The 24262-nt window shown below is 67.7% G+C and carries 23 protein-coding genes, 1 tRNA gene and 1 pseudogene; 18 read left to right on the top strand and 7 right to left on the bottom strand.

The genetic code is table 11. The annotated features are described in order from the left end of the window. Positions 1–142 precede the first annotated feature (142 nt). The gene (gene sigJ / locus AB0K67_RS25275) at positions 143–1015 is read right to left on the bottom strand and encodes an RNA polymerase sigma factor SigJ (RefSeq protein ID WP_364064723.1); all 873 of its coding nucleotides are present in this window, start codon (positions 1013–1015) and stop codon (positions 143–145) included. Between the two features lie 155 nt (positions 1016–1170). On the opposite strand from sigJ, the gene AB0K67_RS25270 reads away from it, so the two are divergent. From AB0K67_RS25270 to AB0K67_RS25205, 14 genes are all read left to right on the top strand, one after another. Next, positions 1171–2331, top strand: a complete 1161-nt coding sequence (locus AB0K67_RS25270) for a tyrosine-type recombinase/integrase (RefSeq protein ID WP_364064720.1) — start codon at positions 1171–1173, stop codon at positions 2329–2331. 114 nt (positions 2332–2445) lie between these two features. Continuing rightward, a complete protein-coding gene (locus AB0K67_RS25265; RefSeq protein WP_364064717.1) occupies positions 2446–2709 on the top strand; it encodes a hypothetical protein in 264 nt (87 codons plus the stop codon). A 1631-nt stretch (positions 2710–4340) separates the two neighbouring features. Further along, positions 4341–5267 (top strand): hypothetical protein, encoded by a 927-nt coding sequence (locus tag AB0K67_RS25260; protein WP_364064714.1) that lies wholly within the window; start codon positions 4341–4343, stop codon positions 5265–5267. 4 nt (positions 5268–5271) lie between these two features. Continuing rightward, a complete protein-coding gene (locus AB0K67_RS25255; RefSeq protein WP_364064711.1) occupies positions 5272–5928 on the top strand; it encodes a hypothetical protein in 657 nt (218 codons plus the stop codon). A 413-nt stretch (positions 5929–6341) separates the two neighbouring features. After that, positions 6342–7181 carry a helix-turn-helix transcriptional regulator gene (locus AB0K67_RS25250; RefSeq protein ID WP_364064708.1) on the top strand — a complete coding sequence of 280 codons (840 nt, stop codon included), beginning with the start codon at positions 6342–6344 and terminating at the stop codon, positions 7179–7181. Positions 7182–7281: 100 nt separating this feature from the next. Next, complete coding sequence (locus AB0K67_RS25245) at positions 7282–7692, top strand: ATP-binding protein (protein ID WP_364064705.1); 411 nt, start codon at positions 7282–7284, stop codon at positions 7690–7692. A 415-nt stretch (positions 7693–8107) separates the two neighbouring features. Further along, on the top strand, positions 8108–8947 hold the full coding sequence (locus AB0K67_RS25240; RefSeq protein ID WP_364064702.1) for a sigma factor-like helix-turn-helix DNA-binding protein: 840 nt from the start codon (positions 8108–8110) through the stop codon (positions 8945–8947). Positions 8948–8949: 2 nt separating this feature from the next. Beyond that, the gene (locus AB0K67_RS25235) at positions 8950–9774 is read left to right on the top strand and encodes a protein phosphatase 2C domain-containing protein (protein WP_364064700.1); all 825 of its coding nucleotides are present in this window, start codon (positions 8950–8952) and stop codon (positions 9772–9774) included. A 175-nt stretch (positions 9775–9949) separates the two neighbouring features. Further along, positions 9950–10369: a plasmid replication, integration and excision activator gene (locus AB0K67_RS25230; protein WP_364064697.1), complete on the top strand. Its 420-nt coding sequence runs from the start codon at positions 9950–9952 to the stop codon at positions 10367–10369. Positions 10370–10398: 29 nt separating this feature from the next. Further along, positions 10399–10626, top strand: coding sequence for a hypothetical protein (locus AB0K67_RS25225; protein ID WP_364064694.1), 228 nt, complete (start codon positions 10399–10401; stop codon positions 10624–10626). Positions 10627–10713: 87 nt separating this feature from the next. Continuing rightward, on the top strand, positions 10714–12162 hold the full coding sequence (locus AB0K67_RS25220) for an FtsK/SpoIIIE domain-containing protein (protein WP_364064691.1): 1449 nt from the start codon (positions 10714–10716) through the stop codon (positions 12160–12162). Next, positions 12159–13757, top strand: coding sequence for a replication initiator (locus tag AB0K67_RS25215; protein WP_364064688.1), 1599 nt, complete (start codon positions 12159–12161; stop codon positions 13755–13757). The genes AB0K67_RS25220 and AB0K67_RS25215 overlap by 4 nt, the downstream gene beginning before the upstream one ends. Then, entirely contained in the window at positions 13757–13972 is a 216-nt protein-coding gene (locus AB0K67_RS25210; RefSeq protein ID WP_364064685.1) for a helix-turn-helix domain-containing protein, read from the top strand. Before AB0K67_RS25215 ends, AB0K67_RS25210 begins: the two co-directional genes overlap by 1 nt. A gap of 44 nt (positions 13973–14016) precedes the next feature. Then, entirely contained in the window at positions 14017–15111 is a 1095-nt protein-coding gene (locus tag AB0K67_RS25205) for a tyrosine-type recombinase/integrase (protein WP_364064682.1), read from the top strand. A 56-nt stretch (positions 15112–15167) separates the two neighbouring features. On the opposite strand, the gene AB0K67_RS25200 is transcribed toward AB0K67_RS25205, so the two are convergent. The 3 genes from AB0K67_RS25200 to AB0K67_RS25190 form a co-directional block, all read right to left on the bottom strand. Next, positions 15168–15243, bottom strand: a tRNA-Ala gene (locus tag AB0K67_RS25200). 15 nt (positions 15244–15258) lie between these two features. Then, positions 15259–15987, bottom strand: coding sequence for an HAD-IA family hydrolase (locus AB0K67_RS25195; RefSeq protein ID WP_364064679.1), 729 nt, complete (start codon positions 15985–15987; stop codon positions 15259–15261). A gap of 15 nt (positions 15988–16002) precedes the next feature. Then, the gene (locus tag AB0K67_RS25190) at positions 16003–16122 is read right to left on the bottom strand and encodes a DLW-39 family protein (RefSeq protein WP_020542320.1); all 120 of its coding nucleotides are present in this window, start codon (positions 16120–16122) and stop codon (positions 16003–16005) included. Positions 16123–16717: 595 nt separating this feature from the next. Between AB0K67_RS25190 and AB0K67_RS25185 the strand changes: the two genes are divergently transcribed. Genes AB0K67_RS25185 through AB0K67_RS25175 form a run of 3 tightly spaced genes read left to right on the top strand, consistent with a single transcriptional unit; the run spans position 16718 to position 20170 of the window. Further along, complete coding sequence (locus AB0K67_RS25185) at positions 16718–16930, top strand: cation transporter (RefSeq protein ID WP_364064676.1); 213 nt, start codon at positions 16718–16720, stop codon at positions 16928–16930. Then, positions 16927–17931 (top strand): hypothetical protein, encoded by a 1005-nt coding sequence (locus tag AB0K67_RS25180; RefSeq protein ID WP_364064673.1) that lies wholly within the window; start codon positions 16927–16929, stop codon positions 17929–17931. Before AB0K67_RS25185 ends, AB0K67_RS25180 begins: the two co-directional genes overlap by 4 nt. Before the next feature lie 25 nt (positions 17932–17956). Then, positions 17957–20170, top strand: coding sequence for a heavy metal translocating P-type ATPase (locus AB0K67_RS25175; protein WP_364064670.1), 2214 nt, complete (start codon positions 17957–17959; stop codon positions 20168–20170). 411 nt (positions 20171–20581) lie between these two features. On the opposite strand, the pseudogene AB0K67_RS25170 reads toward AB0K67_RS25175, so the two are convergent. Then, a pseudogene (locus AB0K67_RS25170) lies at positions 20582–21313 on the bottom strand (MFS transporter); the annotation flags it as partial. Positions 21314–21412: 99 nt separating this feature from the next. Between AB0K67_RS25170 and AB0K67_RS25165 the strand changes: the two are divergent. After that, the gene (locus AB0K67_RS25165; protein WP_364064667.1) at positions 21413–22813 is read left to right on the top strand and encodes a PLP-dependent aminotransferase family protein; all 1401 of its coding nucleotides are present in this window, start codon (positions 21413–21415) and stop codon (positions 22811–22813) included. Here AB0K67_RS25165 and AB0K67_RS25160 read toward each other — a convergent pair. Both AB0K67_RS25160 and AB0K67_RS25155 read right to left on the bottom strand, forming a co-directional pair. Further along, on the bottom strand, positions 22769–23287 hold the full coding sequence (locus tag AB0K67_RS25160) for a universal stress protein (protein ID WP_364064664.1): 519 nt from the start codon (positions 23285–23287) through the stop codon (positions 22769–22771). The genes AB0K67_RS25165 and AB0K67_RS25160 overlap by 45 nt on opposite strands. A gap of 235 nt (positions 23288–23522) precedes the next feature. Next, entirely contained in the window at positions 23523–24233 is a 711-nt protein-coding gene (locus AB0K67_RS25155) for a hypothetical protein (RefSeq protein ID WP_364064661.1), read from the bottom strand. Between the last annotated feature and the right edge of the window lie 29 nt (positions 24234–24262).

Here is a 24262-nt window from a genome sequence, read left to right as displayed (position 1 = left end):
GTGTCACAACTCGACATGATCGCGGCGGCTCTTCGCGTCACGCCACACGACCAGCGGCAACACCGTGAAGATCACGATCTACGGCTGCCGTATCAGTCTCACCCCTGGGGATCCGGGGCGACAGGGAGACAAGACAGCGGGTTCAGATGTGACCGATGTGGGGGAACTTCTCGGGATTGACCAGTCTCCGCAACGTCGTGATCCGCCCGTCGGCGATCTCCACGGTGTCGAGCCAGATCAGTTCGCCACCGTGGTAGGTCGCCAGGGCCGGCTGCCCGTTCACCTCGATGATCTGGAACGCGTCGGGACGCCTCATCTCGATCTGCCTGACCGTCAGCAGGGCGATCCGCTCGGCGCCCTGGACCGGCCTGCGCGCGGCGGTGACCTTGCCGCCGCCGTCTGCGACATAGACGGCATCGGGGTGCAGCAGCTCGACGAGCTCAGTCATGTTTCCCGCGTCGGCGGCCGCCTTGAACGCCTTGAGCAGGCGTTCGGTCTCGGCCTTGGACGCCCGGGGCCGCTCTTTGACCGCGGCGACTCGCGCTCGCGCGCGTGAGGCGAGCTTGCGGCTGGCGGCGGGCGTGCTGCCGAGCACCTCGGCGACCCGGGCGAACGGGAAGTCGAAGACGTCGTGCAGCACGAACGCGACGCGCTCGGCTGGGGTGAGCGTCTCCATGAGCACGAGCATCGCGGTGCTCACCGACTCGTCCATGAGGACCTGAGCGGCGGCGTCGGGCCCGGTCAGCAGCGGTTCGGGGAGCCAGGGTCCGACGTAGGACTCCCGCCGGACGCGCGCCGACTTGAGCACGTTGTAGGAGGCCCGGGCGGCCAGGGTCACCAGCCAGGCCCGCAGGTCGCGTACCCCGGACAAGTCGGCGGCGGCGGCGCGCAGCCAGACCTCCTGCGTCACGTCCTCGGCCTCGGCCACGCTGCCGAGGATGCGGTAGGCCGCCCCGAACACGGCGGGCCGATGCGACCGCCAGTCGGCCTCCGCCAGCGGACCTGTCGGCTCCACCCCCGGCCTCCTGTCCTTTCCAGATCAGCGCTCGACCGCCGAGTCTAAGAGCCCGGCGCCACCTCGGCCGCCGCGACCAGGCGTATCCCCGACCAGGCACTGCCCCTGGCCGGCCTCACCGACCCCGCCGAGCCGGCGACGAAGACGAGTCCCTCGTGAACGAAACGAGGCTGACCACGCCGGCCGCATCAACAAGGGCAAATGGCGCAAGTATGCGCTCCGACGGCTTCGTCAACGCCACTGGCCGGTCGGATGCAGCGCGTGAAGCCCCTCTTGCGCCCCAGGCCGGCACATGCCCGACCCACGGCTCGCTGTCAGAGATCCATGTTCACGATCTCCGGCACACCGGCAATACCCTGGCCGCCAGCACGGGCGCGTCCACGCCCTCGCTCGGCTCCAAGCGGCTCGACAAGCTGACCGTTCGGGACGTCCAAACCTGGCTGAACAAGCTGCGCCGCTCCTGCCTCTGCTGCGACCAGGGCAAAGACGCCGCACGCCCCGAGCATCACAGCAACCCGAAGCGGCGCCGGCACTGCTGCGCCATTGGTAAGTGCTGTCGGTCTCTGCCCTCGGAGTGGACGGTTCACGACGCGTACATGACGCTGCGGGCCGCCCTGAGCAACGCCGTACGGGAGGAGACGTTGACCCGCAACGTCGCCGCCAACGTCAAGATGTCAGTCCCTCGGAAGCGCAAGGTCAAACCATGGTCCGTCGAAGAGGCACGAGCCTTCCTGGAGTCGGCACGCAAGAATGACGACTCGATGTACCCGGCTTACGTCCTGGTGCTCGTCCTCGGGCTGCGTCTGGGTGAAACGCTGGGGCTGCGCTGGGAAGACGTCGATCTCGACCGGGCCGAGATGACGATCGGCTGGCAGCTCCAGCGCGTTGGGGGCAAGCTGCTACACCGCCAGACCAAAACCGACGCGTCCGACGCCACATTGCCCTTCCCAGAGGTCGTCACGACGGCCCTCCGCGCTCGTCAACGAGCACGCGACACCGCCCGAGAAGCGGCTGGAGACGACTGGCAGGACACGGGGCTCGTCTTCACCACCGCCAGTGGCCGACCGATCGAGCCGTCCAACTTCCGGCGCAGCTTCGCGAACGCCTGCGCCAAGGCGGGAGTCCGGAAAGTTCACGTCCACGCGACTCGCAAGACCTGCGCATCCTTGCTCGTCGCCCTCGACGTCCACCCTCGCGTCGCCATGCAGATCCTTCGCCACTCACAGATCGCAGTGACCATGAACATTTACAGCGAGGTGTCTTCGGAGGAGACGCGCAAGGCACTCAAGCGCCTCGGGGATCACCTAGACCGTTAAGACCGAAGATCGTTGCTGAGGCCATCCCTCTGGGGGTGGCCTTCGCGCAATCTAGGTCCCTCACCGCAGCGATTCCCGATCCTGCTGTCACCAAGCGCTCATAAGGTCATGGCCATGGCGCATGTCGTGATTTGGGTGAAGCCCTACGAGCGGGAGAACCACAACCCGGACACAGAGGGATACAAAGATCTCTGCGGCTGGCACGGGATGACTGAGGGACGGGGTCCGTGTCCGAACGAGCCGTACGCGAGCGTGAAGCTCCGGTACGCGGACTACCAGCCAGTGCAGTCAGCCTGCGTCGAGGCTCTCAAGGAGATCTCACAGCGCTACGGCTTCCCGATCCCCCAGGAGCAGAGCGAGCGTGTCGAGGCAAGTTGATGCTGTAGCTGTATTTTGCAGCTGTACAAGATCGAAAAGGCCACCTCCCGATCATGGGAAGTGGCCTTCTACGTGCAGTGGAGCCTAGGAGATTCGAACTCCTGACTTCCTGCTTGCAAATCGGCCTAATCACTAAGGGGTACGGTCCCGACTAGGGTGAATACCAGTCCGCGAGTAACCGTGGGTACCCCTTGTCGACCGTCCTTAGTGGCACGCCAATGGCACGGTGATCACGCATGCAGGCCGGCGGTTCGTGTACGGCCGCCCCTGATCTTTCCATGTCCTCCTCGTAGCTGCTTGCTCCCGGCGGGGACCGCCGTGTTAAGGGTCAGCGGAGCTGATCGGGAAGCGACGCCCCAGGCGCCCTTGATTCGGAGGGCACCGCCGGAACACTCGGGCGGCAAGGAGGACAGAGACTCGATGCAAGGAAAAGCGGAGAGCCAAACCGCATTAGCAGCTCGGGGCGCCTGGCCGTCCAGATCAGTTCTACCTGGACCAACGTGGCCCGGCGGTTCAGAAGGAACGGGCTGGTACGGCAGTGAACTGCAACCCAAACTGCAACCCGCTATGAGTACAGGTAGCCGGTGACGCTTGGGACCGGCGTCGCCACAACTCCACGTAGGGTTGCTCCGATCACGGCGGGTGCATGTCTACAGACGCTCAAACGTCGCACGATCACTGGATTACTGAGCACACCAGGGTCATGGGGTGCCGACTCCTCACGCCACCAACTGGGCGCATTTCATTGGCGACCGCTACACGATGTATTTGTGTCGTCGCCCCATGGAGTGGCTATGCGCTGTTAAAGATCATATTGAGGTCTCAATGAGGTAACAACGCGTCCATTTCACGAGATTGTGACGTGATCTATGTCACGCCCATTCGGGCATGGGACATGATAAAACGCCTAATTCGGGCGCCTATTTACTAGGCGAATTAGCCTCGTTCCAGATCACAAGTCCGCTTTGCCGGAAAGTGAAGGCTTCTCGACCGTACGCTCACGCCTCAAGAATGTCGGACGCTACCTCTAGAATCGTCGCAAGCACGAAGCCCGGCTACAGACGGTCGGGCAGGTGCCTAACCGTGCCTGTAGCCGGGTCCGTTTACCTTGGTGGGTATGCGATCCTAGCATTCAGTTCTGTCATCCGGTATGAGGGGGCACGTTTGGTTGGGTTCCGGCGTGCGTCGTCGGCGGAAGGGTTCCGTCGCGAAGCTCACTGGAGAGACACATGCCTTTCCCGCTGGGATCGACAGCGGCACCGGCGAGAGGTGCCCGTAGAGTGGTACCTGGGAGGTCGTCGGTACGCCTTCGACCACCGCTCCCATCGCTCGCGGTAACGTGATGCCGCCTTATCGCAACGCTGCCGTCACCCGGAAGCTGAAGAGTTACGCGTGATCCGTTAGGCCATCCGCTTACGGCGCGTGGCAGGCCGGGCAGCAGGAAGCTCCGCTGCCCGGCCCTGTTTGCGGCCGGGCAAGCAGGAGCCTTCGCGCCAGCGCAGACGCCAATTTTGACGGCAGGCGCTTCAACGCGGCCGCGTTCTGTAATTGCCGCGTGGTGTGCTGCGCGACTCTTCCTCATGGCTTCGAGTGGCACTATCTCTGTTTCCATTGGAGCGTTTGGAGGCGTAATGTCCCTGACTGGCACTGATCGCGAGAGCTTGCTTTCGCAGTGGATCAAACCATCAAGCAACTCCGAGCAAGAGCGGCAAGAACGCGCTGTTCGCATGATTAAAGATGCGATCAAAGCGCACTCTGCCTTCGATGGCGTCAACATAGCTATTTACGCCAAGGGCTCGTATGCAAATAACACTAATGTCAGGAAAGACAGCGACGTCGATATCGTCGTTGAGTGCCGTGAATGCTATTACTATGACTTCGACCCGAGGGTCACACTGTCCGATCGGGCGAGTGCGAGACAATCTATCAGCCCTTATAGAGGCAAGTGGACCGCTGATGTGTGGCGCACAGAGGTCGTCAGCGCGGTAAAGAATAAATTTGGCGAAGCTGGCGTAGACATATCAGGTAATATCGCCATCAATATCTCGGAGGTGGCTGGCAGCCGTCCTAGCGCTGATGTCGTTCCCAGCTTCGAGCACCGGCGCTTTCTTTGCGCCGATATAGCGAATTTGTGTCCGGGGAGTCACGTTGTAGGGAAGGACGGAGCTGAGGTCGTAAACTGGCCCATACAGCAGCTAGAGAACGGTCGACGCAAAAACACGCGTACAGGCGGCAGATATAAGCATATGGTTCGGGCGCTTAAGAACATCGAGAACGTTCTCGTGAACCATGGTCTTCTCCAGGATCTCCCCTCATACCTCATGGAGTGCCTGGTGTACAACGTTGCTGACGGTACACTCAAGGCGGGAAGCCTTGACGACGCCTTCCAGGGAGTGTTGCTCGAACTAGCCGCGCCTCTTGCCTCCACGAACGGGACAGACCACTGGATGGAGCCCAACGAGATCAAGCATCTCTTCAGTGAGCAGCAGAAATGGACAACCGAGGATGCGAGGCGCCTGATCTGTACTTCTCTTCAGTTCATGGGGTACCTAGACTGAAGTAGTGCCATCACACGCTCAGTTCGCGCGATGGGGAGCAACTGTACTGTCCGTCGCCTATGCGGTCGCTCTCTACGCGACCGACGTGCATCCACAAGCCGGAGTGGGGAAAGCCATAAGCTACTTACCCACAGCCATTAGCTTGGCCGTGGTCGCGTTTGATAAGTGGCTATGGCGCCTTCCCGGCATACATCGTCTAGTAGGACGGCCCCGATTAGATGGGACCTGGAAGGCGAGTATTCAGCCTACACCGGAAAGCCGTATCCCTGCGGGTGGGAATAGAGGGCCGATCAACGCCTATGTGATGATTGAGCAAACATACTGGTCGATCAGTGTCACATTAATGACACCAGAGAGCATCTCTCATTCGCGGGGTGCCGCTTTCAGTAAAATAGCTGATGGGGGCCGGCACTACCTGAGTTTTGTGTATAGTAACCGGCCACGCCAAGAGCACGCTCATCGAAGCCCTCCACATACCGGTGCGGTCGAGTGGGGCGTCAGCGGAAAAGAGCCGCAAGAGATTTCTGGTCACTATTGGACTGATCGCCTTACTACTGGGGATATGTACTTACGCTTCGTCAGTCGGGTTAGCGACCACGAAACATTCCGTGCTGCTCACAACGAATACCTTCGCTCGCGAAAGAAGAAACCTTCCCCTTGACCTGCTCGCGCATACAACGGTTGACCGTCAATACCTCGAATCCTGTATTCAGTCGTAATACTACGACTCTTCCGCGGCCCGCGAGTTCGATGGGCCGAGGGCTGAGGAACGAAGCCTCCGGACCGGCGATCGCCCCCGACCACGTATGGTGGCCGGCCAGGCACTGGCGATCGTAGGGCTGCATCTGTGCGGTGGCGCGGCAACCATAGTCGGTGCGTTCGGTCGGTACGGCGGGGCCGGCGTGCGGTGCCCGGCCCGGTGTCCCGCCGCCGTTCGGGACCGGCCCCCAGGCCGCACGCCCGGATGGCGGGCGGGCGGAGGGCCGGGGTACGGCGGCGCGCCGCGCCGCCGCTTGATCCCTATGAGAACAATTCGGCAATGCCCGCCACAGCCAGAGTGGTAGAACGCTCGGTGTGGAGGATCGACGGGATCGCCTGCGGGCGTTGGGTGAGCTGCTGCGGAGATTGCGCAAGCGGGCAGGGCTGACGGGCAAGGAGCTGGCGCAGCGCGCCCAGATCGCTCAGCCCACCGTCTCCCGGATCGAGACCGGCCGGCTGCTTCCCACCCCGGAGACCGTTGAGCGCCTGGTCGATGCCCTGGCACTGGATGAGAACGAGCGGGCAGAGCTGGATGGCCTGCTAGCGCGGCTGCGTGATGAGGTGTCGAGGCTCAAGGGTGGGCTCGCCGGCCGGGAGGCTGCCAACGCGGCTCGGTTGCGTGCGGCTCGGCGGGTGAGGTCGTTCCAGTCGGCCATGATCCCGGCTCTCCTCCAGACGGCCGAATATGCGCGGCTGGCGCTCGCGATCGGTCGGGATGTCGATGAGGAGGACGCGGCCAAGGCGGCGGCCGTGCGTGTGGAGTCTCAGGCGGTGTTGTTCGAGGCGGGCCGGGAGTTCGCGTTCGTGCTGACCGAGGGAGCGGTGCGGACGTGGCCGGGGTCGCCGGCGCTGATGGTGGCGCAGATCGATCGGCTGGTTCAGGTGTCCACGTTGTCGCATGTGCGGCTGGGGGTTGTGCCGTGGACGGTGGAGGCGCCGGCCTTTCCGCTGCACGGGTTCACGCTCTTTGACGACGGCGTGAGCGTGGTCGAGTCCCTGACCGGTGATCTCACGATGACGCAGGCGCATGAGGTGGCGGCACACGAGGAGACCTTCGAGCTTTTCGGCAACGCCGCCGTGTACGGGGACGAGCTGCGGGACTTTCTCGGGCAGATCGCCCAGGACATGAAGGAACTGACAACCCGCTCTCACTAAGGCGCGCATTTATACGTCTAATACCTTGAGCTTGCTGCGATGCTGCTCATACGCTGGGTGCGCGGCGGCGTATAGTCCCCTAGACACCCAGGAGTGTCCCGTGTCAGCTTGGTGCATCTCCCGCTCCTTCCTCGGGTCCACCGTTTCGATCACGGAAGCTCGGCGCTTCGTCACCACGTTCCTCAAGGGCTGGCCGGACGTCGAGACGGCCGAGCTGATCGTGAGCGAGTTGGCCACGAACGCGATACGGCACTCGGCCAGCGGACGGTTCGGCGGTCGCTTCCATGTGACCATTCGCGCCGAACGCCGCCGAGTTTGGATCGGCGTCCTGGACGAAGGTGGCCCCGGCAGACCACAAATCTTCCCCGAGTATCCCGAGCTGGAAGGCGGGCGCGGCCTGCGGATCGTCTCCGAGATGGCGACCGATTGGGGCGTGCTGGGCGACCACAGGGGCCGCACGGTCTGGGCTTCGCTGCACGAAGCGCCGCAGCCTCAGCGCCGGGACTGCTGATGTGCATCTCGCCCCACGTGGGGCTTCCGCAGCCCACCTGCAAAGCCCTCCCCTGGCGGGCGCCTCGTGATGACGGCAGGCAGAGGGTCGTCCAGTGGACATGCGACTGCCAGGAGATCGTGTACGAACTGCGCGAGGCCGCAGGTCAGGGGTTCGTCAGACGGTACGTGCGGGCCGGCAAAGGATGGCGAGTGTCCGACACGTTCCGGATGCGGACCGGCGAAGCGCACGAGGTGTGGCAGGCTCTGTTGTCAGGGCATGCTCCATGAGCCCGCGCGGGGTTCCTCGACGACGCTCAGCAATTCGGGCAGTACATCCCAAAACCGGCGAACCGCTTGAATGCGTACCGTCGAGGGGGATAGACGCCATTCTGTCTAGGGGCCTAGACTCATCGGCAATGATCCGAGGGGGACCATTGCCATCGAACGACGTGGAGCGGATCGCCGCGATCGAAGATCCGTATCAACTGCTCAGAGTCGCCACCGAGCGCCTGAACGCCGCGCAGCAGGAGGTGACCGAGCTGTCGCGTCTTCGCCGGCGGGTCATCCAGGAGTTGCACGCACAGGGCATGTCGTACGCCCAGATCGCCAAGGAAGCCGGCCTCACCCGGGGCCGCATCCACCAGATCCGCCACACCGGCCCTGCCCCTGAGGGAGCGTTCTTCGGCCAGGGGACGATCACGCTCGTCACGCCCCTCAAGCGCGAGGCCCGGCAGGCACGCCCTGTCGTGGCCGTCGAGGACGTCGCGGCGGCGAAGCGGCTGGAGGATCTGGCGCGTGGGTTCGATCTGGCCGTGGAGCTGGAGCACGTACCCCTCGGCGGCGAGATCGACCTGAACCGGCCCAACCTCGTGGTGATCTGCGGGCCACGACTCTCGACGGTCATGGGCGAGCTGTACGAGCGGGACCCGGTGCTGGAGTGGGTGAAGGAGGACGTGTGGACCCTTCACGACACCCGTACCGATGAACGCTACCGATCGGGCTCCGACGACGACCCCGCACGGCCGGTCGACTACGCCTACCTGGGACGGCTTCCTCGCCCTGACGGGGCCGGCAACGTCCTGGTCTTCACCGGCATCCACCCGCAAGGGACGCTCGGCGTGGTCCGGCTCCTGCAAACCGAGCTGACGGCGCTGTGGGGTCAGGTGGCGGACAAGCCGTTCTCGACCATCGTGGCCACGGAGTACGCCCCGGACAGCGGGGAACCCGTGAAGGTCGAACTCGCCAGTCCGCTCTACCGGCACGAAGAGGAGTGAGCATGCGCGTCGCGCTGGCCACCGAGGCGGCACCGGGACGTCCCAATGAAGACTTCGCCGCCGTGACCGCGGACGCCGCAGTCCTCCTCGACGGGGCTGGAACACCCCCAGGCTCGGAGTCCGGCTGCTCGCACGGGGTCGCGTGGTACGCGCGCACCCTCGGCTCCTCGCTGCTGGCCGCTATGACGCAGAAGCCGAACGAGACCCTGCCCGAGCTGCTGGCAGGCGAGATCAAGGCGGTCGCCGGCCTGCACGAGGACACCTGCGACCTCGCCCACCCCGGCTCGCCCTCGGCGACCGTGGTCATGCTCCGCCGTACGGACGACGCCCTCGAATGGCTCGTCCTGGCCGACTCCAGCCTGATCCTCGACACGGGCGGCACCACAGACCCGATGGTCATCTGCGACGACCGCGAAGCCCAAGTAGGCGCCCGCTACCGCAAGGCCATGGACGCCCTCGACTCCGGCACCCCCGAACACCAGAAAGCCCACCGCGAATACGTCGAGACCCTGCGCGCCCACCGCAACCGCGACGGCGGCTTCTGGGTGGCCGCGACCGATCCCCTCGCCGCCGACCAGGCCCTCACCGGGACCGTCCCCCAGGAGGCCGTGCGCACGGCGGTCCTCCTCAGCGACGGCGCATCCCGTCTCGTCGATCGCTTCCACCTCGCCACCTGGCGGCAGACCCTCGACCTGCTCGACCAAGAGGGACCGGAAGCGCTGATCAGCCGCGTACGCGCCGCCGAACACAGCGACCCCACCGGAGCCCGCTGGCCACGGGGCAAGACCTTCGACGACGCCACCGTGGTCACGCTCTCAATGCCTTGAAACAGCAGAAACCGCCACTCGATCCATAACCGCTCGGCATTTTTGAGACCGACTCCGTTTACCCCCCTAGACAGTCCGGGAACACCGTCCGTATCTTCGTTTGCATAGCCCCCTAGACAGTTCGTCGAGCAGGACACCTGCCACTGTCTAGGGGGGTTGACAGAAGGGACGCCACATGGCACTCCAAGGACCGATCCCGGTCACGTTCGAGATGGTCTTCCCCCACGGCTGCTACCTCGTCGGGGAGGTCGAGCAGGTCAAGGACTTCGACGCCTCCACCAACGGCCGGTTCGTCCAGGCACGCGACAAGGCCACCGGCGAACCGGTGTGGCAGGTCGCCGTCGTGGACGCCGACCCGACGCTCAAGCCCGCGCAGAAGACGGTGGCGGTCAAGATCCTGTCGCCGGTTCAGCCGGCCTGCCCGGCTGCGGTGCCGGGGATGCCGTTCACGCCGGTCGAGTTCGACCACATCACGGTCACGCCGTACGTCAACCAGGTCGGGCGGCTGGCCTACTCCATCCGGGCCCGCGAAATGCGAGCACCGGCCCCGCGCCGTACGGCCAAGCAGGCCCCGAGCGCAACGGACGCGGCATGAGCGGGCGGCGGCAGGCTCGGCCGACGAGCGTGATCACCATCAACACCGCCGAAGGCGCGGTGGCCGAGAACCACTCCTATCAGCTCAGAACGCCGGTCCTGATCATCCGGTTCGGCACCACGCAGGTGCAGATCGCCACTGCCCAGGCGGACCGCGTCACGGCTGCGGAAGTCGAGTTCGCCCGGCAACTGGCCCGTGAAGCGAACGACTTCGCCCGCAGCGTGGAGCGGACCTTTCGCGGCCGGCGGTCGGCCTGACATCCAGCGGGGCCGCTGGAAGCGGCAACTTCCTGCGGCCCCTTGATCTCCCGGACACACCACATGCTCGGAAGGACTTCCACTCTAATGTTCAAGAAGATGCCCGGCGAAGAGTCGCAACGCATCGTCTCCACCACCCCGGACACGGCCGTCGTGTTCAAGCCGGCCGTCGTCACGACCCCGGCCTTCATCACCCTCGCCGTCTTCGTCGCCCGCCTCGTCGCAGGTCTGGCACGCACGATCTGGCGGCATCCCGTGGCGGTGGCGGTGGCCGTCGCGCCGCTCGCGCTGTGCTGGCTGTACGGCTGGAGGGCCGGCCTCCTGCTGACCGTTCCTCCGCTCACGGGCCTGGCGACGTGGGCCGTTCTCGATCGGACGTCGTTCGCCCGCCTGGTGGGCCGGCGGCTGCTGGCCTGGTGGCGACTCGTCTGGATCTACCGCCGTCTCTGGCAACCCGTCGTGATCATCTCCGGGCTCGGCAAGCACCTGCAAGGCCGCGACTACCTCCCGCGTCTCGGCAAGGTCACCTGCACCGCATGGGCCGACCTGGTCACCGTACGCATGCTGAACGGCCAGACGGTCAAGGACTGGACCGACCGCGCCGATCACCTGGCGCACGGCTTCGGCGCTCCCTCCTGCCGCGTCTCGGTTCTCAAGGCCGGTCGGCTGCTGCTCACCTTCCCGCGTCACGACCCCCTCGCCGACCCGCTGCCGGCGCTTCCCATCCCGGACCGGACGAGCGTCGGACCGGTCGAGATCGGCAAGCAGGAGAACGGCCTGCCCTGGCGGCTCAAGGTCCACGGCACGCACATCCTGGTGGCCGGCGCGACGGGTGCGGGCAAGGGCTCGATCATCTGGTCCACCATCCGAGGGCTGCTCCCGGCCGTCCAGGCGGGGCTCGTCGAGCTATGGGCGCTGGATCCGAAGCTCATGGAGCTGTCCTTCGGCCGCGACCTCTTCGGACCTCGCTACGCCGCCACCCCCGAGGCATGCGCCGACCTCCTCGAACAGGCCGTCAAGGTGATGCAGGAACGGGCCGCCCGGTTCGCCGGGGTTCAGCGCTCGCACACGCCCACGACCCAGGACCCGTTCATCCTGGTCATCGTCGATGAGGTGGCCTTCCTGACCGCCTACCAGGCCGACAAGCACCTGCGGCAACGCATCACGGCGGCGCTGGCCACGCTCACCACCCAAGGCCGCGCGGTCGGCATCGGGGTCCTGGCGGCCCTCCAGGACCCGCGCAAAGAGGTCATGAACATCCGCAACCTCTTCCCCGACAAGATCGCCCTCCGGCTGGACGAGTCCGAACAGGTGGACATGGTCCTCGGCGACGGCGCCCGCGATCGTGGCGCACTGGCCGATCAGATCTCCCCCGCCCCGGCCAAGGGCGCCGGCGTCGGCTACGTCCGCCTGGAGGCCAGTCCTGACCCGATCCGGGTCCGCGCCGCCTACGTCTCCGACGACGACATCCACGCCATGGTCAGCGCCTTCGCCCGCCCGAGGGCCTTCGGCATCGACGGAAGGGAGGCCCTATGACGGATCGCTCCGTGCCCAGGGCGGTGCGGCTGACCCGGCCGCTGGCTCGGGAGGTGGTCAAGGAGGTCGCCAAGCGGTACGGCGTGTGCATCCGCCCCGTGGCCTTCCAGCGCCTCGACACCCGCACCGGCCGTACGGAGATCGTGGACGTACCCTGCGGGGCGACCCTGGAGTCCGCCTGCCCGCCGTGCGCCAAGCGCAACCGTCAGCTCCGCATGGCCCAATGCCGCGAGGGCTGGCACCTCGACCACGAACCGGCCAGCACCCCGAACGAGCCGAATGAGGAACAGCGTCGGCTGGTCGAGTTCCGCGCCGACGTGCACGCCCAGCAAGAGGCCGCCGGACGAGCAGGCCAGGACAGCACCGGCCTCGACATCCTCGCCGAGGGCTTGGACGAAGAGATCACCAAGGCCGGGATGCGCGGTCACGTCACCGGTCGGACCACCGGCCGCCGCGTCCGTTCCACCAGACGACGCCAGGACGCCCCGGACCTGCCCAAGCGCAAGATGGCCGCCACCACGCTGGGCCGCACCTTCACCGCACCGGACGGCCGGGTCTACCGGCCCTCGATGTTCATCACCCTGACGCTCCCGTCCTACGGCAAGGTCCGCGACGGCGTACCCCTCGACCCGGACACCTACGACTACCGCCGCGCCGCCCGCGACGCCCTGCACTTCTCCAAGCTCATCGACCGCTTCGTGCAGAACCTGCGCCGCGTGGCCGGATACGACGTGCAGTACTTCGCCACCGTCGAGCCGCAGCAACGCCTTGCCCCGCACCTGCACATGGCCATCCGCGGCACACTGCCCCGCGCCGAACTCAAGCAGATCATCGCCGCCACCTACCACCAGGTCTGGTGGCCACCCACCGACACCATCCGCTTCGAGGGAGTCCACCTGCCGCTCTGGCAGGACGGCGTCGGCTACCTCGACCCCGACACCGGCGAAGTCCTGCCCACCTGGGACCAGGCCCTCGACCAGCTGGACGCCGACGACGACGCCCAACCCCTCCACGTGGTCGGCTTCGGCGAACAGCACAACATCCAAAGCGTGCTCGCCGGCACGCCCGCCGCCGGCAAGTGGCTCGGCTACCTCACCAAGTACCTGACCAAGAGCCTCGCCGACCCGCTCGACGCCGCCACCGACGACCAGGCCCGCCGCGACCACGCGGCCCGGCTCGTCGAAGCCCTCCGCTTCGAGCCGTGCTCACCCACCTGCGCCAACTGGCTCCGCTACGGCATCCAGCCTAAGAACGCCAAGCCCGGCATGCAGCCCGGCCGCTGCCGTGGCAAGGCCCACAAGCCCGGACACCTCGGCTACGCCGGACGCCGCGTCCTGGTCTCGCGCAAGTGGTCCAACAAGACCCTCGCCGAACACAGGCAGGACCGCCGCACCTGGGTCCTGGAAGCCCTCGGCCACCCCGACCAGCCCACCGACCCGCACCGCTACATCTGGAAGCCCCTCCCGGCCGGCGACGCGAACGTACCGCCCCTCGCCGTACGCCTCCTCCGCACCGTCGCCGAACGCCAACGCTGGCGAGCCCACATGAACCGGCTAGAGCAAGATCTTTCGGCAATCGGAGAGGAGGCGGCGTAGTGGACAAGCTCCTGAACGTGGACGAGGCGGCTGAACTCCTCAGCACCACCCCGCGCTTCGTCCGGCGGCTGATCGCTGAACGGCGGATCGAGTTCGTCAAGCTCGGCCGGCTGGTGCGCATCCGGGAGTCGGCCCTGATCGCCTACGTCACCGCCGGCACCGTCGCCCCCATGAACGCGGGAGACACCCGCCGGTCGCCGGGGAGGGCCGCCTGATGGCCAAGAGGGAAGGTCGCCGACGTTTCGGCAGCATCCGTAAGTTGCCCTCCGGTCGGTTCCAGATCCGCTATCCCGGCCCTGATGGCCGGCTGCGCACCGGGACCACGACGTACCGAACGAAGACCGACGCCGACCGGGCGCTGACGCTCATCGAAGCTCAGATGATCTCGGGCGAGTGGACGGACCCGGATCGAGGCAAGATCCGGCTCGCCGACTATGCCCGCGCCTGGATCAAGGAACGTCCGGGCCTGCGCCCCAAGACGGTGGAGCTGTACACCTGGCTGCTCGAACGCCACATCATTCCGACGCTGGGCGACGTGGCGGTCGGCAAGCTGTCCGCGCAGGCGATCCGCACGTGGCGTGCCGATCTTCTCGCGAACGGCGTCTCCGTCTCGACTGCGGCCAAGGCGTACCGCCTGCTGCGCGCCATACTGATGACGGCCGTCGAAGAGGACCAGTTGATCGCGCGCAACCCGTGCAGGATCAAGGGCGCCGACAACGAGCACACTCCCGAACGGCCCGTCCTCACGGTGCGCCAGGTCTTCGAGCTGGCCGACCGGATGGCCGACAAGCGCTTCAAGGCCCTCATCCTGCTGGCCACCTTCGCGAGCCTGCGCTGGGGTGAGGTGATCGCCCTCCGTCGTAGCTCGATCGACCTCGACGCGCGGACGGTGACGATCCGCGAACAGCTCCTCGAACTCGACAACGGCGAGATGCGCCTGTGCCCGCCCAAGTCACGCGCCGGCAGGCGCACGGTCAGCATCCCCGCAGTCATCATCCCTGTCCTCGCCGAACACCTCGCCGCGTACGTCGATGAGGCCGACGACGCCTTCGTCTTCCTCGGCAAGCGCGGGGCGTTCCTTCGGGGAAGCAACTTCCGGCGCGAGGCCAAGTGGGCGGAGGCGCTCAAGGAGATGGGGTTGCAAGGGCTGCACTTCCACGATCTCCGGCACACCGGCAACACCCTGGCCGCGCAGTCCGGCGCGAGCCTCGCCGATCTCAAGGCGCGGATGGGGCATGACAGCGACCGGGCGGCGTTGATCTACCAGCACGCCACGCGCGACGCGGACCAGCGGATCGCCGACGCGCTGAGTGCCCGCGTCGCGGCCGAACAGCAGAAGATCGCCGACAGCTAATGGCACGTGGATGGCACGAACGCCCCGCACCGAGATCGGTGGCGGGGCGTTTCGCCTGGTGGAGCCTAGGAGATTCGAACTCCTGACTTCCTGCTTGCAAAGCAGGCGCTCTGCCAACTGAGCTAAGGCCCCTTCGACGAAGATAGCTTACCGGGCCGATGAAGCCACCTGCGTCGTACCGAGATCATCACTGAGGACCAACCCAGGGAAGTCCTGGATGGAGTCGAGGATGTGGGTGGCGCCGCCCTTGAGGAGGCGTTCGCGGCTGTGGACGCCCGTCATGATGCCCGCGACGATGGAGGCGCCGGCGCGCTTGCCGCAGAGCATGTCGCTCTCCGAGTCGCCGAGCACGGCGACCTGGCGTACGTCGTCGACCCCCAGGCGGAGTACGGCGTGCAGGACCATGTCGGGCCAGGGGCGGCCGCGGCCGCCGGCGTCTTCGGGGGAGATGGCAAGATCGATCTTGTCGTGCCAGCCCAGGACGCTGAGGATGCGGCTCAAGGTGGTGCGGCTGAAGCCGGTGATCAGGGCGAGCTTGATGCCGTTGCCCCGGAGCTTGTCGAGGACCTCCAGGACTCCGGGCATGGGAGTGAGACCCGCCCGCTCGATCGCCCCCTCGTAGGAGCGTTCGAACGTCAGGTTCGCCGCCTGCGCTTGCGCCTCGTTCCCCGGGAAGATGCCGCGGAACACGTCGATCTTGGGGCAGCCCCGGGACCGGTGCACGTGAACCATGGCTCTCGCGTACGCTCCGGTCCCGGGCACTATGCCCTGAGTCGCGATCGCCTCAGCGAAGGCGCGCTCGACCATGGCGATGTCACCGACCGTGGTGCCGGCCAGGTCAAGGCACACCAGCTTGATGGGGACGATGTCACTCATCGCCTCGCCGGTCGGTTAGTTCTCGCTACCGGTCGCCTCGGTCCAGAGATCGAGCTCTGCGCGGTCGGCCTGCACCTTACGCCAGATCAGCAACCCCCCAAGGGCGATCAGCGCCAGAACGAGCAGCTTCTTCACGGTGTGACCCCACTTCTTCGACGGCCTCACCTGCCGGGGTGAGACCCAACGGTTGACAAGCAGCCTAGCAAGGTATGGCTGCGCTCCCTGTGTTGTGCGCGGACCAGATGGGTGGATTAGGCAAAGGACGGGCGTTCAATCCCTGGTGAGACCGCTATAACCCGTCACCTCGTGCGCGAAGACGGCGGCCGACGATGTCGGTCATCGACCCGTACGTTCCCCGTTCGTCGTCTACGTTCACGTCCACGTCCATGCGGCCGGCATCCTGTCGTTCTCCCATAACGGGCAACAGCTCGATCATGCCAAATATGCGGCCGAGGTGCGCAGGTCTCATTCCCCTTGCTTCCCCGGCCTCGGGCCGCGAGTGGCTCGCCTCCGTCCGGCGGTGACCGCATACACGGGAGGCCAGTGGGTACGGAGGGGCTGTATGTCATGGTTCGGGGGCGTACGGACGGTGTTGACATACCCCTTGGGGGTATATTACGTTCATCCGGTAACACACCGGAATGCCCAGACCCATACCTCGGGCATACCCTAGGGGGGTACGGTGTTAGACTCGCACCATAAAAGGACAGAAGCAGAGGGAGAGCCCGCCATGAGCACCGCCACCTACACCGTCAACGGCATGACCTGCGGCCACTGCGTGAGCTCCGTCAAAGAGGAGGTCAGCGAGGTTCCCGGTGTGACCGGCGTCGAGGTGGATCTCGCCACTGGCCTGTTGACGGTCAGCAGTGACGAGCCGGTGGCGCGCGACCTGATCGCCTCCGCGGTGAAGGAAGCCGGCTACGAGCTGGTGGATCGCCCATGAACGCCGCCGTCAAGCTCGGCTCCTACGTCCTGGGCCTCGCCGTCGTCTTCGGCGGCGCCCTGGGCGTGGGCAAGCTGATGGCCCCCTCCTCCACAGCGGCCGCGAGCAGCGAAAAGGCCCCGAGCAGCCAAGAGCCCGGCCAACAGGCCCAGCAGGCCCCCAAGAGCCACGGGCATACGACCGGCGAGCGCCAAGGGGTATCGGCCGAGGCAACCTCGGCGGCCCACGAGAACACCCCCGCGAAGGGCCACGAGCAGCAGACCGGCCATACCCCCGGGGGGCTCCAGGTGTCGCAGGACGGCTACACCCTCGACCTCATCGACTCGATCTCGACGAAGAAGGCCACCGACTTCACCTTCAAGGTCATCGGCCCCGACGGCACCCCCGTGACCGACTACGAGGTGGAGCACGACAAGAAGCTGCACTTCATCGTCGTCTCCCGCGACCTGACGAGCTTCCAGCACCTCCACCCCGAGCTCTCCCCCGACGGCACCTGGTCGGTACGCCTGAAGGCGCCGAAGCCCGGCCCGTACAAGGCGTTCGCGGACTTCATCCCCAAGGGCGGCGAGAAGCTGACGCTGGGCGCCGATCTGACGGCCGCGGGCGACTACGACCCCGACCCGCTGCCGGAGGCGAGCCGCACGGCGAAGGTGGACGGCTACACGGTCAGCCTGGACGGCGACCTGGCTCCGAACACCTCGACCAAGCTCACCCTCACGGTCAGCAAGGACGGCAAGCCGGTCGAGGACCTGGAGCCCTACCTGGGCGCGTACGGCCACCTCGTGGCGCTGCGCGCGGGCGACCTGGCCTACCTGCACGTCCACCCGGAGGAGAGCGACACGGCGGGCCCCGAGATCACGTTCTACGCCGAAGCACCGAGCCGGGGCGACTACCGTCTGTTCCTGGACTTCAAGCACAAGGGCGAGGTCCGTACGGCGAGCTTCACGGCGACGGCCGGCGGCGCGCCCGCCGGACACGGCGGCGACGGCCACACCCACTGACGGACACGAGGAAGGAGAGGTGACGATGACGTCTTCCCTCACCGAAGGCAAGTCCGTCGAACTGATGATCGGCGGCATGACGTGCGCGTCCTGCGCCAACCGGATCGAGCGCAAGCTCAACAAGCTGGACGGCGTGACCGCGACGGTCAACTACGCGACGGAGAAGGCGAAGGTCACCTTCCCCGTGGATGTCGACCCGCAGGTGCTGATCGCCGAGGTGGAGAAGGCGGGTTACACGGCCGAGCTGCCACCCCCGCCCACTCCAGCCCCTGACGGACAACAGGAGCAGAAGAAGGAACGCGACCCGCTCCGCGACCGGCTGATCACCGCGATCGTGCTGTCGGTCCCGGTGGTGGCGATGGCGATGGTGCCTGCGCTGCAGTTCGAGTACTGGCAGTGGCTGTCGCTGACGCTGGCCGCGCCGGTGGTGACGTACGCGGGCTGGCCGTTCCACAAGGCCGCGTGGACGAACCTGCGGCACGGCACGGCCACGATGGACACGCTGGTCTCGCTGGGCACGCTGGCGGCGTTCGGCTGGTCGGTGTGGGCGCTGTTCTTCGGTACGGCGGGCGTGCCGGGCATGACGCACCCGTTCGAGTTCACGATCGGGCGCACCGACGGCTCGGGCACGATCTACCTGGAGACGGCGGCGGCGGTGACCGCGTTCATCCTGGCGGGCCGCTACTTCGAGTCCCGCTCGAAGCGGCGGGCGGGCGCCGCGCTGCGGGCGCTGATGGAGCTGGGCGCCAAGGACGTCGAGCTGGCCGACGGGCGCCGCGTGCCGGTCGAGCAGCTCAAGGCCGGCGACAGGTTCGTGGTCCGGCCGGGCGAGAAGATCGCCACCGACGGCGTGGTCGAGGAGGGCACCTCGGCCGTGGACGCCTCGATGCTGACGGGCGAGTCGGTGCCGGTCGAGGTGCGGCCGGGCGACCCGGTGACCGGTGCGACGGTCAACGCGGGCGGCCGGCTGCTGGTGAGGGCCACCCGGGTGGGCGCGGACACGCAGCTCGCGCAGATGGCGAAGCTGGTGGAGGAGGCACAGACCGGCAAGGCGCAGGTGCAGCGGCTGGCCGACCGCATCTCGGGCGTCTTCGTCCCGGTGGTGATCGCGCTGGCGATCGGCACGCTCGGCTACTGGCTGGGCAGCGGTGCGGGCGCGAGCGCGGCGTTCACGGCGGCGGTCGCGGTGCTGATCATCGCCTGCCCGTGCGCGCTGGGCCTCGCCACGCCGACGGCTCTTCTGGTCGGTACGGGCCGGGGCGCCCAGATGGGCATCCTCATCAAGGGCCCCGAGGTGCTGGAGTCGACGCGCAGGATCGACACGATCGTCCTGGACAAGACGGGCACGGTCACCGAGGGCAAGATGACGCTGACCGAGGTCCACCTGGCCGAGGGCGAGTCCCGCGACGAGGTGCTGCGGCTGGCGGGAGCGCTGGAGCACGCCTCCGAGCACCCGATCGCGCGGGCGATCGCCCGCGAGGCCGGCTCGAAGGCCACCGCCGAGGACTTCACGAACATCGAGGGCCTGGGCGTCCAGGGCGTCGTGGACGGGCACGCGGTGCTCGTGGGCCGGCCGCGGCTCCTGGAGGAGTGGTCGCAGCACCTGCCGGACAACCTCGTCCGCGCCATGGAGGAGGAGCAGGCCAAGGGCCGCACCGCCGTGGCGGTCGGCTGGGACGGCAAGGCCCGCGCGGTGCTCGTGGTGGCCGACGTGATCAAGCCGACGAGCAAGGAGGCCATCGCCGAGCTCAAGGCGCTGGGACTGACCCCGGTGCTGCTGACCGGCGACAACGAGGCCGTGGCGCGTACGGTCGCCGCCGAGGTGGGCATCGACGAGGTGATCGCCGGTGTGCTGCCCGCCGGCAAGGTCGACGTGGTCAAGCGGCTGCAGTCCGAGGGCAAGGTGGTGGCCATGGCGGGCGACGGCGTCAACGACGCCGCCGCGCTGGCCCAGGCGGACCTGGGCCTGGCCATGGGCACGGGCACGGACGCCGCGATCGAGGCCGGTGACCTGACGCTCGTACGCGGCGACCTGCGGGTGGCGCCCGACGCCATCCGGCTGGCCCGGCGCACGCTAGCAACGATCAAGGGCAACCTGTTCTGGGCCTTCGCCTACAACGTGGCAGCCCTGCCGCTGGCCGCTCTGGGGCTGCTCAACCCCATGATCGCGGGTGCCGCGATGGCGTTCTCCAGCGTCTTCGTGGTCAGCAACAGCCTGCGGCTGCGCCGCTTCTCGTGACAGCGACCATCTGGCGGCCGGCGCCATCGAGGCGCCGGCCGCCACGAACGCGGCGCCGGTCAGCAGCCAGCCGAGCGTGCCGCCGCCGAGCACGACCGTGGTGAGCACGGCGGGCCCGAGCATCCTGGCCACGGCCACGCCGCTGCCGAAGAACGCCTGGTACTGGCCCTGCCGGTCGTCGGGGGCGAGCCCGAAGCCGATCTCGAAGCAGCCGGCCGCCAGCCACAGCTCGGCGATCACCTGCAAAACCGCGGCGACCAGCAGGAACGCCCACCATGACGGGCTCAGCGCGAACACCGCGCAGGCGGCGAACATGATCAGCCCCGCCCGCCGTACCGCCGCCGCGGCGTCGTGCACCCCCTTGACCCGGCGGGCCACCCGCACCTGGCAGAGCAGCACGCCGCCGGTGTTGATCAGCAGCAGCACCGAGACGACCCAGGTGGGCGCGTCGGTACGGGCGGCGATCCACAGCGGCACGACCACGCTGAGCAGCGGCATGTAGAAGAGCATCACCGCGTAGATCAGCGTGACCAGCGCGTACGGCCGGTCCCTGAGCACGGCCAGGCGGGGCCCGGCAGGAGCGGGCTGCGGACGTACGGGGGACAGGCGGAGCAGCAGGACGGCGGCGATGAGGAAGGTCGCCGCGTCCAGCCCGAACACCGCCAGATACGCCTCCCGGGTGCCCGCGTGCAGCGCGAGACCGCCGATGGCGGCGCCGAGCGCCAGGCCGCCGTTGAGCGTGGCCTGCAGCACGGCCCGTACGACGGTCCGCTCCTCGGGCGGCGCCAGGGCGGCGAGCAGCGCCTGGCGGGCGGCCGACAGTCCAGTCTGCGCGGTGCCGTACAGGCAGGCGGCCAACACGAACAGCGGGAACGTCCGTACCAGCAGGAACGACCCGACCGCGATGGCGGTCGCGAGCGCGAGCAGCACGGCGACGCCGCGCGGCCCGCGCCGGTCGGCGAGGTGCCCGAGCGGCACGCCGGCCACCGAACCGACGCCCCAGCCGAGGGTCAGGCCGATGCCGATCTCGGTGGGCGTGAGCCCGACGACGGTGGAGAAGTAGAAGGCGGAGGTGACGAGGAAGACACCGTCGCCGATGGAGTTCGCAAGCTGCGCCTGTGCCAGGATCCGCCGATATCTCATGAGGTGTACGCCCCCTGCCTCGCGTGCCGACGCCACCATCTTGGAGCCTGGCTTGTCCCGAGATAAGCTCCGATTTCCGGCGATTTGATTGGGCCAATCATGGACGTGCACATCACCCTCGAAGGCCGCCGTGACCTGGCCGCACAGGTGTACCGGCAGCTTCTCGACGCCATACTCGACGGCCGGCTCAGATCCGGCGAACGCCTCCCTCCGACCAGGGAGCTGGCCAGGCGGCTGGAGATCTCCAGGAACACCGTCGCCCTCGCCTACGACCGGCTGGTCGCGGACGGGTTCCTGGTGGGCAGGGCGGGCGCGGGCACGTTCGTGTCGGCCGAGCCGGTCAGGGGGCGGGCCGCGCCCAAGGGCGTCGTACGGCCGCGCCCGGTCTGGCGGGACCTGCGCCTCACCCCGAGCGGCATGCCGCCCGCCCGCTACGACTTCCGCGTCGGCGTCCCCGACGCCCGCCTGTTCCCCATGGAGACCTGGCGCCGCCTGGTGGCCCGCGAGCTGCGGGCGAGCGCCGCCGGTTACGCCGACCCGGCGGGCCACGAGCCGCTGCGCGCGGCCATCTCCCGGCACATCGGGCTCAGCCGCTCCGTGCACGCCGGCCCCGACGACGTGATCGTCACGAACGGCGCACAGCAGGCGCTCGACCTCATCGGCCGCGTGCTGATCGAGCCCGGCACGGTCGTGGCCGTCGAGGAGCCCGGCTACCCGCCGGCCCGGCTGCTGTTCCGCACGCTCGGCGCCAAGGTGGCCGGCGTGCCCGTGGACGGCGAGGGTATCGACGTCACCGCGCTGCCACGCCAGGCCCGCATCGTCTACGTCACGCCGTCGCACCAGTTCCCGCTCGGCACCCCCATGTCGCTGGCCCGCCGCGCCGCCCTGCTGGCCTGGGCCGAACGCCGCCGCGCGGTGATCATCGAGGACGACTACGACAGCGAGTTCCGCTTCGGCGACCGCCCGCTCGAACCCCTCCAGAGCCTCGACCGGGCCGGCCGGGTCATCTATGTGGGCTCGTTCTCCAAGACCCTGCTGCCCATGCTCAGGGTCGGCTTCCTGGTCGCGCCCGCCTCGCTCGCGCCGGCGCTGCGCCCGGCCAGGCAGCTCACGGACTGGCACGGCGCGCTGCCCACGCAGGCCGCGCTGGCCCGCTTCATCGACGAGGGGCTGCTCTCGCGGCACATCAGGAAGGCCACCCGCGAGTACGCCGCCAGGCACGCCATGATCGCCGAGACGCTGGACGCCGACGAGCGGCTGCTGCCGGTGCCGTCCTCGGCGGGGCTGCACCTGTGCGCCCGCCTGGCTCCGGGCGTGCGCGTACGGCCGGGGGACGGGCTCGCGGTCGAGCGGCTTGAGTCGTACTGCGGGGAGGAACCGGCGCAGCACGGCCTGGTGCTCGGCTACGGCGCGATCCCCACCGACGCCGTGGCCGCGGGCCTGCGGCTGCTCAGGTCACGGATGTCGGCGGGTCCAGAAGCGGCGGTGGCGCTCTCCTGACATCTCCGAGTCGTCGGGCGGCGCGGGTTGCTGCACGATCACCACTGTCGTCCTCGCGTGCCGGGCGCAGTACATGCTGGTCGAGGGGAGGAAGATGCGGCTGAGCAGGCCGCGCCGCCCTCGCCCGAGCACCAGCAGATCGCCCTCGCGGGCCAGGTCGACAAGGTGGTAGCCGGGGTCGCCCACCCGTCCCACCGTCGCGATCGTCAGATCGTCGGGTACGCCGCCCGCCACGTCCTCGAACACGGATGTGATCACTTCGGAGCAGCGCGCCTCCTCGCCCTGACGCACCGCATGCTGCACGGGCAGCGCCTCAGGAAAAGGATGGACGGGCGCGCGGCTGACATGCACGGCCACCAGAGCCATCCGGTGCAGCCTGGCCGCCCCGATGGCCCAGGCCAGAGCCCAACGCGCGGCCGGGGACTCGTCGACCCCAACGATCAACCGCGGGCCGCCGGGCAGTTCCTGTTCCACGGTGCCTCCTGTTGAAGTACGACCATAGTGCGCCTACCCATCGGTTACCGGGAGGTGGCAGTTTGGGAACTCCGAAGTTTCCTTTGGAACGCGGATGGGACCCCAGGTCGGCGGCATGGCGGGTGGGGAGGCGGGATCTTTAGGCGGGGTATTTGTCCTGCCTTGAGAGGAACTTTTCTCTATAGCCCTTTAGGTGTTATTTGTGCACGTTTCCGGAGGGCTTCGCGGAAGGCTTTCAGATGAGCTTCAGCAGGGTCTCGTACAGGGTGTGGCGCTCGCGCTCCGGCAGCGTCCGGTACGCCTGTCCCGCCCGGCGGTTCGTGTCCGCCTCGATCTCCGCGCGCAGCGGCCCGTCCTCCAGGCGTACGATCTCGGCCGCCGACAGCCCCGCCGCCTGCCAGGCCGCGGCGTGCGCGTCGGCGCGGTGGTAACGCAGCACGGCCAGCCGGTTGAACAGCAGCAGCCCCGGCGAGGACCCCTCCGGCTCGTACGGCGGTGACACCAGCTCGAACGCCCCGCCGGGCAGCCGGTCGGCGGTGTCCAGCACGCGGCCCACCAGCTCGGCGGCCTCGGTGAGGTCGCCGCCCGCCCAGACGCGTTCGACGGCGGCCTCGTGCAGCTCGTACAGGCGGTGGATGAAGGACCTGCCGGTGTCCGTCACGCGCAGTACGCCGTCGCCGTCCTCGGCCAGCGTGCCCTGGCGGAGATGCTCCCGGATGTCGGGCTCCGGGTCGGTGTACCGGAACAGCACGGCCAGCCCGCTGCGGGTCAGCGGGCGCAGCGGAAGGCTGAACCGCAGGTCGGACAGGAGCCCTGGAGTGAAGCCCGATGCCGCGGTGAGGCCGGCCACGGCTCTGACGGCGGAGGCGTGCACGTTGACGTGGGCGGCGTTGATGACCGGGGCGATCGCCTCAGCGAACTCCGACAGCTCCTGAAATTTCGGCATCGCTCCCGATTATGCGGCGACACCCCACG

This window comes from Nonomuraea sp. NPDC052634 (assembly GCF_040678535.1).
Lineage (GTDB): Bacteria > Actinomycetota > Actinomycetes > Streptosporangiales > Streptosporangiaceae > Nonomuraea > Nonomuraea fastidiosa.
Note: the sequence above shows the minus strand (reverse complement) of the source record. Positions and strands in the feature narration are given on the sequence as shown.